General features: G+C 59.9%; 16 protein-coding genes. 13 read left to right on the top strand and 3 right to left on the bottom strand.

All coding sequences use genetic code 11. The features are described 5' to 3' along the window. Positions 1-5 precede the first annotated feature (5 nt). A complete protein-coding gene (locus EV281_RS29150; RefSeq protein ID WP_132658202.1) occupies positions 6-1,181 on the bottom strand; it encodes a zinc-dependent alcohol dehydrogenase in 1,176 nt (391 codons plus the stop codon). Between the two features lie 353 nt (positions 1,182-1,534). On the opposite strand from EV281_RS29150, the gene EV281_RS29145 reads away from it, so the two are divergent. After that, positions 1,535-1,693 (top strand): hypothetical protein, encoded by a 159-nt coding sequence (locus tag EV281_RS29145; protein WP_245508399.1) that lies wholly within the window; start codon positions 1,535-1,537, stop codon positions 1,691-1,693. Between the two features lie 80 nt (positions 1,694-1,773). Here the strand turns inward: EV281_RS29145 and EV281_RS29140 are convergent, their stop codons facing one another. After that, the gene (locus tag EV281_RS29140; protein ID WP_132658200.1) at positions 1,774-2,154 is read right to left on the bottom strand and encodes a response regulator; all 381 of its coding nucleotides are present in this window, start codon (positions 2,152-2,154) and stop codon (positions 1,774-1,776) included. Between the two features lie 360 nt (positions 2,155-2,514). Between EV281_RS29140 and treY the strand changes: the two genes are divergently transcribed. The 5 genes from treY to EV281_RS29115 all read left to right on the top strand — a co-directional run bounded on the left by treY (position 2,515) and on the right by EV281_RS29115 (position 7,972). Next, entirely contained in the window at positions 2,515-5,046 is a 2,532-nt protein-coding gene (gene treY / locus EV281_RS29135) for a malto-oligosyltrehalose synthase (RefSeq protein ID WP_132658198.1), read from the top strand. A 322-nt stretch (positions 5,047-5,368) separates the two neighbouring features. Then, positions 5,369-6,178, top strand: coding sequence for a mechanosensitive ion channel domain-containing protein (locus tag EV281_RS29130; RefSeq protein ID WP_132658196.1), 810 nt, complete (start codon positions 5,369-5,371; stop codon positions 6,176-6,178). A 385-nt stretch (positions 6,179-6,563) separates the two neighbouring features. Further along, positions 6,564-7,118 (top strand): hypothetical protein, encoded by a 555-nt coding sequence (locus tag EV281_RS29125; protein WP_132658194.1) that lies wholly within the window; start codon positions 6,564-6,566, stop codon positions 7,116-7,118. Positions 7,119-7,171: 53 nt separating this feature from the next. Next, positions 7,172-7,519 carry a hypothetical protein gene (locus EV281_RS29120; protein ID WP_132658193.1) on the top strand — a complete coding sequence of 116 codons (348 nt, stop codon included), beginning with the start codon at positions 7,172-7,174 and terminating at the stop codon, positions 7,517-7,519. Positions 7,520-7,528: 9 nt separating this feature from the next. Further along, positions 7,529-7,972: a hypothetical protein gene (locus EV281_RS29115; protein ID WP_132658191.1), complete on the top strand. Its 444-nt coding sequence runs from the start codon at positions 7,529-7,531 to the stop codon at positions 7,970-7,972. 419 nt (positions 7,973-8,391) lie between these two features. On the opposite strand, the gene EV281_RS29110 is transcribed toward EV281_RS29115, so the two are convergent. Then, entirely contained in the window at positions 8,392-8,808 is a 417-nt protein-coding gene (locus EV281_RS29110; protein ID WP_132658189.1) for a low affinity iron permease family protein, read from the bottom strand. 33 nt (positions 8,809-8,841) lie between these two features. Between EV281_RS29110 and EV281_RS29105 the strand changes: the two genes are divergently transcribed. The 7 genes from EV281_RS29105 (at position 8,842) to EV281_RS29075 (ending at position 14,746) form a co-directional block, all read left to right on the top strand. After that, entirely contained in the window at positions 8,842-9,498 is a 657-nt protein-coding gene (locus EV281_RS29105) for a YidB family protein (RefSeq protein ID WP_348631039.1), read from the top strand. Positions 9,499-9,817: 319 nt separating this feature from the next. Then, positions 9,818-10,051: a hypothetical protein gene (locus EV281_RS29100; protein WP_132658185.1), complete on the top strand. Its 234-nt coding sequence runs from the start codon at positions 9,818-9,820 to the stop codon at positions 10,049-10,051. Between the two features lie 199 nt (positions 10,052-10,250). Beyond that, positions 10,251-10,589 carry a low affinity iron permease family protein gene (locus EV281_RS29095; protein ID WP_132658184.1) on the top strand — a complete coding sequence of 113 codons (339 nt, stop codon included), beginning with the start codon at positions 10,251-10,253 and terminating at the stop codon, positions 10,587-10,589. Positions 10,590-10,983: 394 nt separating this feature from the next. Continuing rightward, complete coding sequence (locus tag EV281_RS29090) at positions 10,984-11,619, top strand: hypothetical protein (protein ID WP_132658307.1); 636 nt, start codon at positions 10,984-10,986, stop codon at positions 11,617-11,619. Between the two features lie 842 nt (positions 11,620-12,461). Beyond that, the gene (locus EV281_RS29085) at positions 12,462-12,773 is read left to right on the top strand and encodes a hypothetical protein (protein ID WP_132658182.1); all 312 of its coding nucleotides are present in this window, start codon (positions 12,462-12,464) and stop codon (positions 12,771-12,773) included. A gap of 432 nt (positions 12,774-13,205) precedes the next feature. Then, entirely contained in the window at positions 13,206-13,739 is a 534-nt protein-coding gene (locus tag EV281_RS29080; RefSeq protein ID WP_132658180.1) for a response regulator, read from the top strand. Between the two features lie 584 nt (positions 13,740-14,323). Next, a complete protein-coding gene (locus EV281_RS29075) occupies positions 14,324-14,746 on the top strand; it encodes an HD domain-containing protein (protein ID WP_132658178.1) in 423 nt (140 codons plus the stop codon). Positions 14,747-14,846: the final 100 nt, after the last annotated feature.

The raw sequence follows: 14,846 nt of genomic DNA, 5'->3' as shown, positions 1-14,846 counted from the left end.
CCTCCTTAAGGTTTCAGGACGACCTTGATGCAGCTGTCCTGCTTGTCGCGAAACACCTTGTACATTTCCGGCCCGTCTTCGAGCCCGACGGTATGGGTAATGACGAAGGAGGGATCGATCTGACCATCCTCGATGCGCCGCAGCAGATCGTCCGTCCACCGGCGTACATGCGTTTGCCCCATGCGGAAGGTGAGGCCCTTGTTCATCGCCATGCCCATAGGGATCTTGTCGACGAGGCCGCTATAGACGCCGGGGATCGAGATGATCCCTCCCGGCCTGCAGACATAAATCATTTCGCGCAGAACATGCGGACGGTCGTTCTCCAGCATCACCACCTGCTTGGCGCGGTCCAACAGAGTATCGGGCTGGCCCATCGAGACGTGGCTTTCCAGCCCGACCGCGTCGATGCATTTTTCAGGACCTTTAGCGTCGGTCAGCTCGTTCAGCCGCTCGATGACGCTCTCATCGTTGAAGTTGATGGTGATCGCACCCCCAGCTTCAGCCATGGAAAGACGTTCCGGGATGCAGTCGATGGCAACCACCTGCTTGGCTCCCAGAAGCACGGCACTGCGGATCGTCATCTGGCCGACGGGGCCGCAGCCCCAGATCACGACAGTATCGGTCGGCTCGATGTCGCATTGGGCAGCTGCTTGCCACCCCGTCGGGAAGATGTCGCCAAGGAAGAGTACTTGCTCATCGGTGAGACTGTCTGGAACCTTGATGTGCGTCTCGTCGGCGAACGGCACCCTCAAGTATTCCGCCTGACCGCCGGGATAGCCGCCCGTCAAATGGGTGTAGCCGAACAGCCCCGCCGTGGTGTGGCCAAACGCTTTGTCCGCCATCTCCTTTTTGCGGTTTGTCCGTTCGCAAACGGAGAAATTGCCGCATTTGCATTGGTCGCATTCGCCGCAGTTGATGGTGAAGGGAACAACGATCCGGTCGCCCTTTTTGAGGCGGCCGTTCATTTGAGAGCCAGTTTCTACCACCTCTCCCATCATCTCGTGTCCCATGATGTCGCCCGGCTTCATGGCGGGGATGAAATTATGGAACAGGTGAAGATCGGAGCCGCAGATCGCGCAGCTCGTGACCTTGATGATCGCATCGCGTGGATGTTCGATTTCGGGGTCCGATACGGTATCGCAGCGGATATCCTCCTTGCCGTGCCAGACTAGCGCGCGCATGCGTCTCTCCTTGTTCGTCGTGGTCGATCGGCCGGTGAGCGGCACCCGAAAACTCGGGAAGATCGAGCAGCTGGCCGTTCACCCATGAGCGCCACAAACCTGCGCTCGCTCGGATAGTTCCTGGATCGATCGGGATTTTTTGGAGATGACGGCTGATCGGACTTTTATTGGCGCTGCGCCAGGTGAACATTTGGAAGGAGTCGTCGGCCCAGCCTTCATTGAACCGAGGCATCTTGCCTGAACGACTCCGGCAAGCAGGGTGATGCGTGATGCCGGGCGACGATAGAACGGGTGGCAGCGACGAAACCGGATACACCGGCAAGGCGTTTAGGGACTCCACGGAGAACCTTCGAATGCCCGGTACCTTCGTCACGCTCTACGTGCTCGCCTTCGATCTCGACGAGCGCGACCAGCCCGTCAGAGCTTTCGGACCGCGGAGAGCTGCGACAAAGGAGGCTGCCCTCGAAGAGGCGCGCGAGCTGGCGGTTACGCATGCGGGCGTCGTCGTGTGAAAGCGCGAGGGAGATCCGGTCGTCGGCGAGGAAGGCGAACCGGAGATCGTTTTCCAGTCCGGCAGGATCGGAGACTTCGCCTAGCCGGCCATCCGCAGGTTCGACCGATCGGTCATCTCCCCGACCATCGCCGCGATCGCGTCCATTCGGTAGGGCTTGGGAACGAAGACGGCGTCACCCGGCAGGTCCTCGGCGCGGAGACGATGTCCGCCCGACGTTATGATCACCGGCACGTTCACATGGATGGACGAGATCATCCTGGCGAGATCGAGCCCGCTGAGGCCTCCGGGCATGTCAACGTCCGTCACGACGGCGTCGATCTTCTGCTGCCCCAGGATGGCCACCGCCTCGAGGGCGTTTCCAGCCTCGATCACGTCGTAGCCGTTGTCCGATAGAGCGCCGGCGAGCACCATTCGGATGAGAAACTCGTCTTCGACGATGAGAACCGTACGCTGATACATGGCAGTCTCCGCTTCGTGGTCACGAGATGAACTCGCTTGTCCAGATTTAGATCGCCCTCGAAGCGGAGTATTTCCCGACATATTTAATAAAATGCGAATTTCTCGAGCAAGGCGTTCACTGTTCGATACTCATGGCGTCGAAACGTCGCCCCCGGTCATTCCCCGGTATTCAGCTATTTGCGACGTCGCGCGCAGATGGGACAAACGCGGTGAAGGCTGGCGGTTGACGCACGCGCGCTCATGCCTCAGCCCACGCGGAGGCCCTTTTCGTTCGCTGGCACCCCAGGATTGGGAACAAGAGCAGATGGCGCAAGTTTCTGGGCGGATTCAAAATCATTCCATACCGTCTCGAAGGATCCCATGACCATTCCGACCGCCACGTACCGTCTACAGTTCCGCAATGGCATGACCTTTGATCGCGCGGCCGCGCTTGTCCCCTACCTCAAGCGCCTCGGGATCAGTCATCTCTATGCCTCGCCGATCTTCAAGGCCGCGGCCGGCTCTACCCATGGCTACGACGTGGTCGATGCCAATGAAATCGATCCCGCGATCGGCGGTCGAGACGGGTTCGACCGGATGGCCAGGGCTCTCAAGGCCGAGGGGCTCGGCCTCATCCTGGACATCGTGCCGAACCATATGGCTGCGTCCCTTGAAAACGCCTGGTGGCGCGATGTCATCGAGCTGGGCGAGAAGAGCCAGTTTGCCCGGCACTTCGACATAGACTGGTCGCGCCGCCTGACCCTGCCATTCCTCGGCGACAGTTTCGAGGCGGTCCTGGCGGCCGGCGACATTGCGCTGAAAACCGATCCCGACAGCGGCAAGCCGGCCTTCGCCTATTTCGGGAGTTTCTATCCGCTGACCCCGGCCAGCTATGCTGGGCGGGAAGGCGTCTTGCAGATTTCGGACAAGGCGGGCATAGCCGCCCTTCACGATCAGCAACCCTATCGGCTGATGTCTTGGCGGGACGCGGAAAAAGACCTCTCCTATCGCCGCTTCTTCGAAATCACCGGCCTGGCGGGTGTGCGGGTCGAAGACGAGGCGGTGTTTGACGACACCCATCGGCTCGTCCTCGAGCTTGTGCGTGACGGCACCGTCGATGGCTTGCGTGTCGATCATGTGGACGGACTGGCGGATCCGGAGGCCTACCTTCGCCGCCTGCGCTCAGAGGCAGGTCCTGACTGCTACATCACCGTCGAGAAGATCCTTGCTCACGGCGAGCAGATGCCCCGAGACTGGCCGGTCTCCGGCACGACCGGTTATGAATTCATCGCTTCCATCAGCCAGGCGCTTGTCGATGGCGGCGGTTTGCAAAAGCTACACGACGCCTACGCACATGTGACGGGCGAGCCGGTGGACCCGAGGCGGGACTTGCGCGCCGCGAAACTCTTGATGGCGGATAAAAATTTCGCCGGCGAGTTCGCCGCCCTTGTCCGCCTCGCGCTCGAGGTCCGCGCGTCGGACCAGCACGAACCGTTCCTTTCTGACGCATCGGTGACAACCGCCCTGAAGGAGCTGCTCGTAGCCTTTCCCGTCTACCGTACCTACGGGAGTTCGCGCGGGTTGCCGTTGGAAAGCCGGACGATGCTGGAACACGTACTCCAGTCGGTCCGTCAGCGACGTGGCGACGCCGATCCAGAAGCCATCGGTTTCATCGAGCGCATACTGAAGGAAGAAGTGGACGGCCCCGCCAGCGCCGCAGCCTTGAACTTTCGAACCCGCTTCCAACAATTGACAGGTCCGTTGATGGCCAAATCCGTGGAAGACACGCTGTTCTACCGTCTGCACGTGGCATTGGCGCTCAACGAGGTTGGCGGAGAGCCGCTGCCGTCAAGCTTCTCCTTGGAGCGCTTCCACACCGACATGGCCAACCGTCTGGTTACGCAGCCCGATGGCCTCTCCGCAACATCCACCCATGATACCAAGCGCGGTGAAGACGCCCGTGCGCGCCTCTACACCATTACCGAAGCGCCCGGTATCTGGGCCGAGGCAGTCGCCCGCTGGCGAAGCATGAATCGCTTGAGTATCCAGAGCCTGGCCGACGGCCCTGCGCCCGAACCGGCTGTCGAATGGATGATTTACCAGGCGCTCGCCGGCGCATGGCCGACCGATCTCAGGGCGGACGACGAAAAAGGCATCGGTGCCCTTGAGAAACGCTTCCTCCCCTTCATCGAGAAGGCTCTCCGGGAAGCCAAGCTGCGGACGAACTGGGGCGAGCCGAACGAGGACTATGAGGCGGCGGTCATGGCCTACGCGCGCAATCTGCTTTCCACCGCCAATCGGGCTTTTCTGATCGATTTCGTTGGCACGCTTGAACCGTTCGTCCGGTCAGGTCTTGCAAACAGCCTTACCCAGACGCTCATCAAGCTGGCAGCACCGGGCGTTGCCGACATCTACCAAGGGTGCGAGGGGCATGATTTCAGCCTTGTCGATCCCGACAACCGCCGCGAACCCGATTTCCAGACCTTGCAACAACTGCTTTTTGAGCATGGAACGCCGACTTCTCCGCGCTCTGACTGGCAAAGCCAGGGCTTCAAACAGCAGCTCGTCGCAACCTTGCTTCACCTTCGACAGCAGGCGCCGACGCTGTTCAGGACGGGGGAATACCTGCCTCTCGTGGCGACGGGCGACGACGCGGCCAGGACGCTCGCCTTCGCACGTGCCGACGCACAGAACGCTCTGGTCATCATTGCCCCCCGCCTCGTCTTCAGCCGGTTCACTGCGGGTGCGCTATCGCGCGAAACTCCCCCGACACGGTGCAGCATCGCTCTGCCGCCGACCCTCGCCAATCGGCCCTATCGCAATCTGTGGAGCGGCGAAAGGATAGGTCTTTCCGACTCCATCACGATCGGCTTCATGAACGATCAGCCCTTCCTGGCGCTGTGGGCTGAATAGGCGATCTTGCCGCGCGCTGATCCGCGCTTGCCCATTCTGCGACTCTGCCCTTATGCCGGCTGTCAGACAGCTCGGCAGGACGCCGACATCGTCGCCTGGGAGCAAGAGAACTTCGGTCAAGAGAGATATATCCGGCATCCATCCGTCAAGCGCACCTTACGTTTGGAAGTCGGAACTTCCTGCCTGCCTTTCAAGTTTCTCGGACGCAGCTGACGCGACGCCCTGCCCCATCATATTGGGCAGAATGTTTCGCAGCCACCTATCGAACTGAGGGCAAATGCGGCCGCCTCGAGCGGCCGGTTTCATGTCAAACGGAAAGCAGATGATGGAAACGACAGCCGAATCGATTGCCGCCACGCCGACAGCGCTCGCCCAGTTGGGGGCGCTCGCCATTCATTATGGACTATCGCTTGCGGGCGCTCTGGTGCTGCTTGTGGGCGGATGGATCCTGTCGGGTCTTGTCAGCCGATGGGCCTATAAGGGCCTGTCGCGGATTCACGGCATAGACGAAACGTTGGCGCGCTTCTTCGAAAACGTCCTGCACTATGGCCTCCTAATCCTTGTGTTCGTGATGGTTCTTGGACAGTTTGGGGTTCAAACAGCCTCGATCGTCGCAGCTCTCGGCGCCGCCGGCCTCGCCATCGGTTTGGCCCTTCAAGGCACCTTGCAGAACATTGCTGCCGGCATCATGCTGCTCGTCCTGCGCCCGTTCCGGGTCGGCGAATATATCGAAACCGCGAGCATCAAGGGCAAGATCATCGAGGTCGGTCTTTTTGCGACCGAACTGCGAACGGCCGACGGCCTTTACCTGCTCGCGCCCAATTCCACCTTGTGGAATACGCCGATCATCAATCATAGCCGGGAGCCGGAACGCCGGCAGGAACTGTCGATCGCGGTCAACAACGATGCCGATGTCGATCTTGCGAAACGAACCCTGCTCGCCATCGTCGCCTCCGACGAGCGGGTCCGACGCGAACCAAGCCCCCGCGTTTATTCCGACGATCTATCCGCTGACAAAACCACGCTCAAGGTGGAATACTGGGCGGCAACCCATGAATGGTCGGAAACCCGCCATGATCTTATCGATCGGCTCAAATCGGGCCTGAAAGAGAGGGAGATTGCCATCAGATAGTCGGCCGGAACGGTCGCATTCGAGGACGCGAGCGGTCGACCTGTTGGATCGGTAAGCACAACCGGTAGCGATCTTGGAGCCAGCAGGGAATACCTGCGGCGCAACGGCCGACCCGCCGTCCCGATGCGCCCTTCCTAAGCGCGGTTTACCGCCAGGCCGGCCACAATTTTCATGACCACGGCGAAGTAGCCACCAGAGCATCAGGCCCTTTCCTCTGCTGATTGAAGATCCAGAACGGGAAGCGGTGGCCCATCGGACCATGGTCCGACGCATTCCCCGGACTGAAGTCCGGGGCAAGGAACCGGCACCAGGAACCGCCGTTCGTCTGAGAGCCCAAGGTCGCATCGACCGGGCAGTGATCAAACATTCGATAGAGGAAATTTCCATGTTCAAGGCAGCCACCATCGCCTTCTCAGCAGCCCTTCTGGCCAGCACCGCATTTGCCCAGTCTTCGAGCACGGTCGGTACGGGCGGTTCATCGGCAGGCGGCGGAACTTCGAGCAGCACCGTTGGTACTGGTGGAAGCTCCGCCGGCGGCGACTGCAGCGCAGGCGCTACCAACTGTCCTTCGGGTAGCGCGTCGACCACGGGTACCGGCGGCTCTTCGGCAGGCGGCGGCACCTCCAGCAGCACCGTCGGTACGGGCGGATCGTCGGCCGGCTCCGGTTCAGGTTCGTCTTCCACCCTTGGAACGGGCGGTTCCTCGGCAGGCGGCGGCACCTCCAGCAGCTCCGTCGGAACCGGTGGGTCGGCCGCAGGCTCCGGGGACGCGGGCTCGGCGTCGTCGGTCGGCACGGGCGGGTCCTCGGCAGGTAACGGCCAGAGCGGCAGCTCCGTCGGCACGGGCGCAAGCCAGACAGGCTCTTCCCACGAGAACAATGGAAAGAAGGGCTGCGCTCCCGGCCAAGCCAAGAAGAGCGGTTCCACCCAATCCTGCTAACTGCTCAGGCCGGCGCCTTCGGACGCCGGCCATCTGCCTTAGGAGGCCAGACAATGTCCACTACAGTCAAAGCACTTATCTGCGGGACCGCTCTTCTTGCTGCGGCCCAGGCCGGAGCCGAGGAAATCAAACTTGACGACGGAACGACCTGCACACTGGTTGAGACGCAGTCCTCTTCGGATGGCACGTCCACCACGGTGACGGCTGGAAACGGCAAGGTCACATCATCCACGACGACCGGTACGGGGCCATCAACGTCGTCCTCGTCGTCCGCATCGAGCTCAGCGGCAGGATCAGGAAGTGTTGACAGCTTCTCGACCGCAAGCGTCACACGACCTGACGGCACCGTGATCACCAAGCGGTCCGATGGTACCTGCTCGGTCACCAAGCCCAAGAAGTAGGAGAAAAACATGAAAGCCACAAAATTGGTCGGCGCGACGGCGCTCGCGCTCCTGTCGGCGACGGCTGCTGTCTCGGCACAGCAATGCAACGCGGCAGGCACCGTCGCTACGGGCGGAAGCGCGTCGGCAGGAGGCACGTCCGCAAGCTCTGTCGGGACTGCGGGTGTCTGCCAGACCGACGACGGCACAACCTTGTCCATCGGCTCCGGCGGAAGCGCTGCGAGCGACGACGGCAAGGCGATGAGCAAGACGCATGTCAACGGCAACGACGATAAACTGAAGGCGCAGACGAACGCACAGGCGGTCGACAAGGGTACGTTCAGCAAGTCGAGAACGAAGACGAGCACTGACGGGCAAGCGCTTCAGAGCACCACGCGCACGATGTCGCACGTGCCTGGCCAAAAACCTGTCAAAAGCACCACCGATCAGAAAATCATCCTGCCGCAGCAGTAACCACCGAAAGGAAGTCCCATGAACAACCTCATCTGGCTCGTCGGCGCGGTCGTCATCATCCTGGCCGTCCTGAGCTTCTTCGGGTTTAGATAACTACCAGGGTCGGCTTCGCGCGGCGCAGCCGACCTGTCATCGCAAAACTCGTAATCTTCGCCAACTACTTCCGCCGCAGGCCTCCAAACGGCCTGCGGCCCGCATCCAAGAGCGCAACTGTCCAAAATTCGCCCTTACTGGCTGCTCCGCTGCTTAATGCATTTGCGAAAGGCCTGATCGACCAACTAAAGACCCCCGCCTTTCGGATGGCTGCCCCACAACGTCCGACGACGGATATCGCTTCGCGTTCCTGAGCAAGACAAACTGATTCAAGTCCTGCCATAGGGACGTGTCAGCGCTGACGCATCGATTGAGGGGGTTCTGTTTCAAACCGGGCCGCGCGCCCGCTCTTCGGCCTTATCGTCCGCGACATCCTCAACGCATTCCGCTTTCTGCGCAAGCTTTCGGCTCATCTCGCGAAGCTGCTCCTCGTCGAGTTTCTCGATGCCCACGAACTTATTCTGGGCCTGCGATGTCAGGATCAGTTCGTCCAGCTTTGCTTGCAGAGCCTTGCCGTCACGGTTTTGCGAGTTTTGGAGGACGAAAACCATCAAGAATGTGACGATCGTCGTGCTCGTATTGATGACAAGCTGCCAGGTCTCCGAATAGTCGAAAAACGGTCCGGAGGCCGCCCACGCGAGAACGAGTGCCACCGCAAGTACGAACGTGGCTGGTTTCCCGGACAGATCGGCGATGGCAGTTGCAAACTTTGAGAAGATTTTTGATGACGTGTGGTCGCTCATGGATGCTCCTTTCCAGCCGACGGTAACGCGAACATGGTTTGTCCGGTTCCGGCAGAAGCAGAAGGTCGGACTTTGGTCCGAGCCGCGATAACCGAAAAAAGCGGCCGGGAGCCGCACGCGACCGATCTTGATGAAGGAGACGAAATCATGATGAGCGGACCGATGAAGGCGCTTCTCGGCGTTCTTGCCGTGGTGGGCTATCAGAACAGGGATAAAATCGCAGAGATCCTGCGAGGCGTACAGAATCCGCAAGCCGGCAGTAACCGAGAGACCGCACAAGCCGGATCCGCGCAGTCCACAGGCGGTCTTGGCGGGATCTTTGGAGGCCCGGGGGGCTTCGGCGATCTTCTCGGCGGACTGACGACGGGTGGCATCGTAAGCGGTGGCCTGGCAGACCTCTTGAGGACATTCCAGCAGAACGGGCATGGAGAGACGGCGCAAACCTGGGTGCAGCCGGGCCCGAACGCGGCAATCAACGGCGATCAGCTCTCGCAGGCACTTGGGCCCGACATTCTCAACGAATTGTCTGCCAAGACCGGCCTTTCACGTCAGGACATTCTGGAGCGTCTGTCGCGCGACCTGCCGAAAGCTGTCGACGACCTGACACCGGACGGGAAGATTCCTGATCCCAGAGAGGACTTCCTTGACTCGGCCAGCACGGCGACGACTGATGGGCAGAAATCGGTCTAGACCCGTTGGTGAAACACCAATGCTAGACCAGTCAGGGTGGGTCTCCAATCTGTCCGCAAGCCGCTGGTTCAATGGCCCGCACCAGCTCGGCTGGCTCCGGTCGTATCGCCTTCGACGGGTGCAGGATCTTAAAGAAGATCTCGGAGGCCTGAGGCAAGCTGCTTCACAGTCATCGTCGAAATGCTGCGCCCCTTTGAGCATTGGCAGCGCGTCTGGCCATTGAGTTTGTGTATCTTCACGGTCGTCTCCGTACGATTGCAGGTTCGAGATGGAACCGTGTTTCGGCTTCGCCGTTTCTGCCGAAAGCATGGAGAAAACAATGCGGTATTTCTTCCACATGAGATCACACGACGGCGACGAGCCTGACAATGATGGCCTTGAGCTCGCATCGCTCGAAATCGCTCGTCGCGAGGCGGAAAAGTCGGCGCGGGAAATGGTTGCCGAACTCGTCACCCGCCAGGAGCGCATCGACGGCACACGCTTCGAAATCGCCGACGATCAAGGACGTGTTCTCGCCACCGTGCAGTTCAAGGACGTCATCAAGCTCGCCTAGTGGCCGTGGCCACGGGCGATCGGTCCGTTTTTCATACGGCCGCGCGCCGGAGTAGTCATCGATCAAAGGCAAATCCGGTTTGGGATCGGTCGGACGAGAAGCATGCGCTGCTTTGGCCTCTGACGCCGTGATCATTCTTCAGCGCCTTCTGGAACATGGAGGCCACCACGAAGTTCATTTCAAAACGGCGGGATCTCCGATGCAATGGCGCTCATGGCTGACCAACTTTGGATCGTGGACTGCAAGCCCCTGGGCATTCGCGATCGTCACAATATACGGCGTCTCCTGGTTGTTCTTGAGTCCGGAAACGCTCGAATGGCACGGCATCGCCACTCTTGCGACATGGCTGATGACACTATTCATTCAGCGCGCCGAGCACAGGGATACCCAGGCCATCCACGCTAAGCTTGACGAACTTCTGCATGTCCACGGGGATGCCAAAAACGAGGTCGCACACCTCGACGATCGGGAACCCGAGCAGATCGAGGAATTCCGAAAAGACCATACGGTCTCCGATCAGGAGCTTGGAGGCTCCTAGAGCGCCGCGCCGGGCTTGCGGCCCGATCTTGAAGGAGCCTGCAGCCGCCCCGCATCCGGCGTTTTCCTAAATGGTGTCGTGACGTCTGCATCGATCTGCCGGTTTCGCGAGCGCTCTGCACTGGCCTGGTCGTCAGGATCGAAAGTCTTCAAGATCCTATCCCGGCGGTTTCCGTGCCCATATCACGTTCCCCGTGTGTCCGAGGTGACGAAGCAGGAACGCCTATCTCTCGAGTGAACGGGTGGCACAGCTTGTTGGAGCACAATCTTTAAACCTGCAGGCCCTTGCACCGGCAGCCTAGTCCGCTTCGGCGTCGAAAAAGCGGCTCTTCAGAGGTGGAAAACGAGCGTGAGCCCTGTTGAAGCGCGTCCACTCCGATCCCATTTGCCCGACTATGCCGAAGATAAAGTCGAAAACCAAAGAAAACGACGGTCTCGAGTTGATCCGGGAGTGGTCACTTCCGGTGGCGGCAACACTCGGGTCCGCTGTCCGGGTCAAGGGAATCCTCCAGGAAATTCGCTCCCGGCTGCCGCCCCCACTAAGGCAGTCGCTGGACATGCAGGCGGCAGGCCTTATCCTAACGATGCCAGAGACGTCGAGGGCTGCGTTTCGCGCGGCCGCGTCGACTGTCTCCAAGGCGTTGGAGGACATCGCGGATCTTCCGATAATCCCTCGGGAGATCGAGGATATCCTTACCATCACAGCTTCGGAAAGAAAGCGTTGGCTGGAGGATGGTCGCCTTTCAAGCGCTGGAACGCGAACTGTCAGATTGCAGGGACGGGCAAGAAGGATCACGTTCCACGTATTCAACCCACGTGTTGTTGAAGATCTGCTCGACCGCGCTGCCGTTGACAAATGGCGAGAGGAAGACGCCGCGGCGAAGGCAGAAAACCGCAGGCGCGCCGCCTACCATGCCAAGCTGACGCGCTCGCTGAAGAACAACAAAGGCAAGCGAACAAAACAGGCCGCTGACGACACTGGCGGATTGAAAGGATGGGACGACTTTCATAAAGACGGCCTGCTGCGCTAAAAGTGATACGCTTGGCCAATTTCGATCCAAGCGGCGACGAAGGTGACGTCGGTGGAATTGACGGCAATCGATGGCGGTCACTCCGATCTAGCGACTTGCCAACGATCGATTCTACGAAGGGATGACTGGGACATGAGAGGTCCGGCTATTCCAGATGCGCGTTTTATCTGCGGTCCGACTTTGCTTTGAAGGAGGCATCGTCCAAAACCGGGCCGCCAGCTTTTTCGCCCGGATACCAGGGGGAGTACTTATTTAGGTCTGCGGCTTTGTTCAGGATCACCTGCGTCTGAATTGCCGGCATCCAAGGAAATCACGTTTGTTATGTCTAGCAGCCGGGCCGGGATGATGGCGGTGGACGCCGATGCGCGGCGAGTACGCTAGCGGACCGATTGTCGACATTAGCGACCGGCACGCTAGTTTCCGATCGCTGACGGAGCAACCTCAGCAGGAGAAGAGGCCTTTTGTTTCCTGTTGCAGGCTTCTTCTCCTTTTTTCCCAGCCGAAGATGTTGCGAGGCGGTCGAACTTTCAGCCCAACGACACAGACCCTCCGCCTCCTGTCCAGCCGATCCCGTCTTTGGGGCCGTGCCCCACGACGGAGTTCATGTTTGTTTCTCCGCAGACAATCGCCCACACGAGGATTAGCAGTCTTCACCCGAATCTTCCCGTTGGTCCGAGATCGAAACCGCGACGCGGCCCCTTTGTGCCGGGCATAAGGCCTATGCGAGCCTCGTCAGCGAGTCTTTGTACGGTAACGGACGGCCGGTTCTACCACGGACCAAGGTCCGTGTCCGCGTGTCCAGGCCGGCGTTATGGTTGATCCGCGTCGTTCAGGGGGAGGCGATGATGACTTCTCTCATAATGGATATCCAATATGCCCAGGTTCGACTTTCGTCACTGACGAAACGCGAACGCCGGACGATCATAATGCGTATCATTCGTGAATTGATGCACCATCGGCAGGGCGCGCTCAGAGCCGCACCGGCGGATGATTGTGTGTCGATCGACAGCTTGATCGTGTCGATGTCGGCGACCATTGCCGAAATTGCCGAGATGGAGGAGACCTTATTGAAGCGAGTTCTTCACGAAGCGGAAGGTCTCATCGCAACGTTGACAACAATTTCTGAAGCCCGGTCGGTAACGACTATCCACTGACACCTGATTGCTCTGAAACCAAGTGATGAAGGTTGGTCGCCAGAGCGTCTTTCCAGAACGGGCAGCATCGACGTGTCCTGGCAGCCAAAGTGTCTGTCGGCGGTTTCCTCTGATAACGCACCGCGGCTCGCCGATCGAACGGTCGGCCTCGACCGTCGCGCATGACCAAACCTCGATCGTCCGTCTTTCCTGCACGGAGTTAGCTACGATGCACGCTCCATGTATTGCGCATGCAAGCGTGTGCGGTGGAGGGATTATTGAAGATCACCGGCATAGACACGAGGCGCAAACCTCACGAGACGATCGGCGAAACCGGAGCAGCGCGTCCGCTAGCGTACCAAGCAACACTGTGCATGTGAATCAAGGCGGTATGGGGGAACCCCGGTCGCTTGGAGGCGTTAGATTGCCGCCTTGAAATGGAGACCGGCGCCGATGTCCAGCAATCGCGACCAATGGATCGCAGCTCGAGCTTATCACCTTTGGGAAGATGCGGGAAAACCGGTTGGCCAGCACGAAAATCACTGGCATCAGGCAGTCTTCGAACGCGACCTTCTCGAAAGAACACAGGCATCGACCGATGGCCATGAGGTTCTTGAGCGGTCGATGCATGCAAGACCCGATCCTGGACCGCGCAGTGTTCTCGTTGTCGAGGATGAGCTTCAACTACGCGGTGTTATCGTCAACTTTTTTAACCAGGCGGGATACAGGACGCTTGAGGCGGCGAACGCGGACGAGGCGCTCGTGTTGTTGAAGAACAATCCGATCGATACGCTTTATGCCGATGTCGATATGCCTGGCAGCATGGATGGCCTCGGACTTGTCGCGAGCGTACGGTCGCAGTGGCCATCGATGCGACTGATCGTGACGTCGGGGATTGTGAAGCTGTCGCACAAGGACGAGGACGCAAGCGTTACATTTGTGTCCAAGCCGACTGCCGGCCAGCAACTCTTGAAGCTTATGGCTTAGTCGGCTTTCCAAGCGCTCTGTCAAATACGAGCCGATTGAACCTCTGGCCGATGCCGCCGAGCTCCGCAGAAGGCCCGCGCAAGATCGCGGTCACAGCCGTTAACAGAAGGCTCTTCAGATCGAAGCCCCGCTGACGCCATCAAGCCACAGCTATGTTCTGACGTCCTGAATTCGATACCCCGAACGTAGGACCGCTTCGGGAATCGCGCGCAGTCCACTTGATAGCGGCCCTCCGCCGACCGCGCCTCTTCTGCGGGACGCTAGCCCCTATTCGCGCAACTGGCTGGCCGTTTGACGGTTGGCGAATATCGGTCTCGTCGAACCACCCGATGGCTGCCGGTCCGTAGGATTTGTCGATGGCAGCCTTTCTTCCGGAACTTCGCGCTTGAGACTGATGGAGAGCAAACCGCTGGTCAGCGTTTTCGACGCGAACATGAATCGGCAAGCTCGAACCGGCGCTCAAATGCACCGCCGGCGATCCGGCAATGCCGGTATTCGGCTTCCGCGAGGTGCGATGTTCTCGCCGCTGGGAAACCTCGCCAGGTTCTCGCGCGTTATCCCTCCGCACCAGGAAAGGCGAGCCGATGCAGCTGGCACAACACCTCGATCATGCACGACAGGTCGCCATGGATGCCCACGAAGGGCAACACGACAAGACCGGGAAACCCTACATCCAACATTGCCAGCGTGTCGCGGATCTGGTGATGAACGAGGAGGAAAAAATCGTCGCCTACCTCCACGACGTTCCGGAAAAGGCCGCTGGCTGGACCATTGATCGACTCCGCGAGGAAGGATTTTCAGCCAGCGTAATTGCGGCAGTCGACGCGCTGACGCGAAGGCCCGGCGAGGATGACGCGGCTTTGGTCGCAAGGGCGGCAGCAAACACGCTTGCCAGGCCCGTCAAAGAGGCCGACCTGCAGGACAATCTCGTTCAGGCCGAACAGACCGGCCTCGACACGACAAAATTCGCGGAGGGGCTAGCGGCTCTTGCCGCGTCGGGCAATTGACAGCTTGTATTCACCGGATCCTTTATGTCGGTGTCTTTTCCAGCCATTGTGACAGATCGACCGGGTGCAGGCCCCCGTTCCTCGCCGCTATGTTTATCGG

It is taken from the genome of Rhizobium sp. BK418 (assembly GCF_004341105.1).
Taxonomy (GTDB): Bacteria; Pseudomonadota; Alphaproteobacteria; order Rhizobiales; family Rhizobiaceae; genus Rhizobium.
Note: the sequence above shows the minus strand (reverse complement) of the source record. Positions and strands in the feature narration are given on the sequence as shown.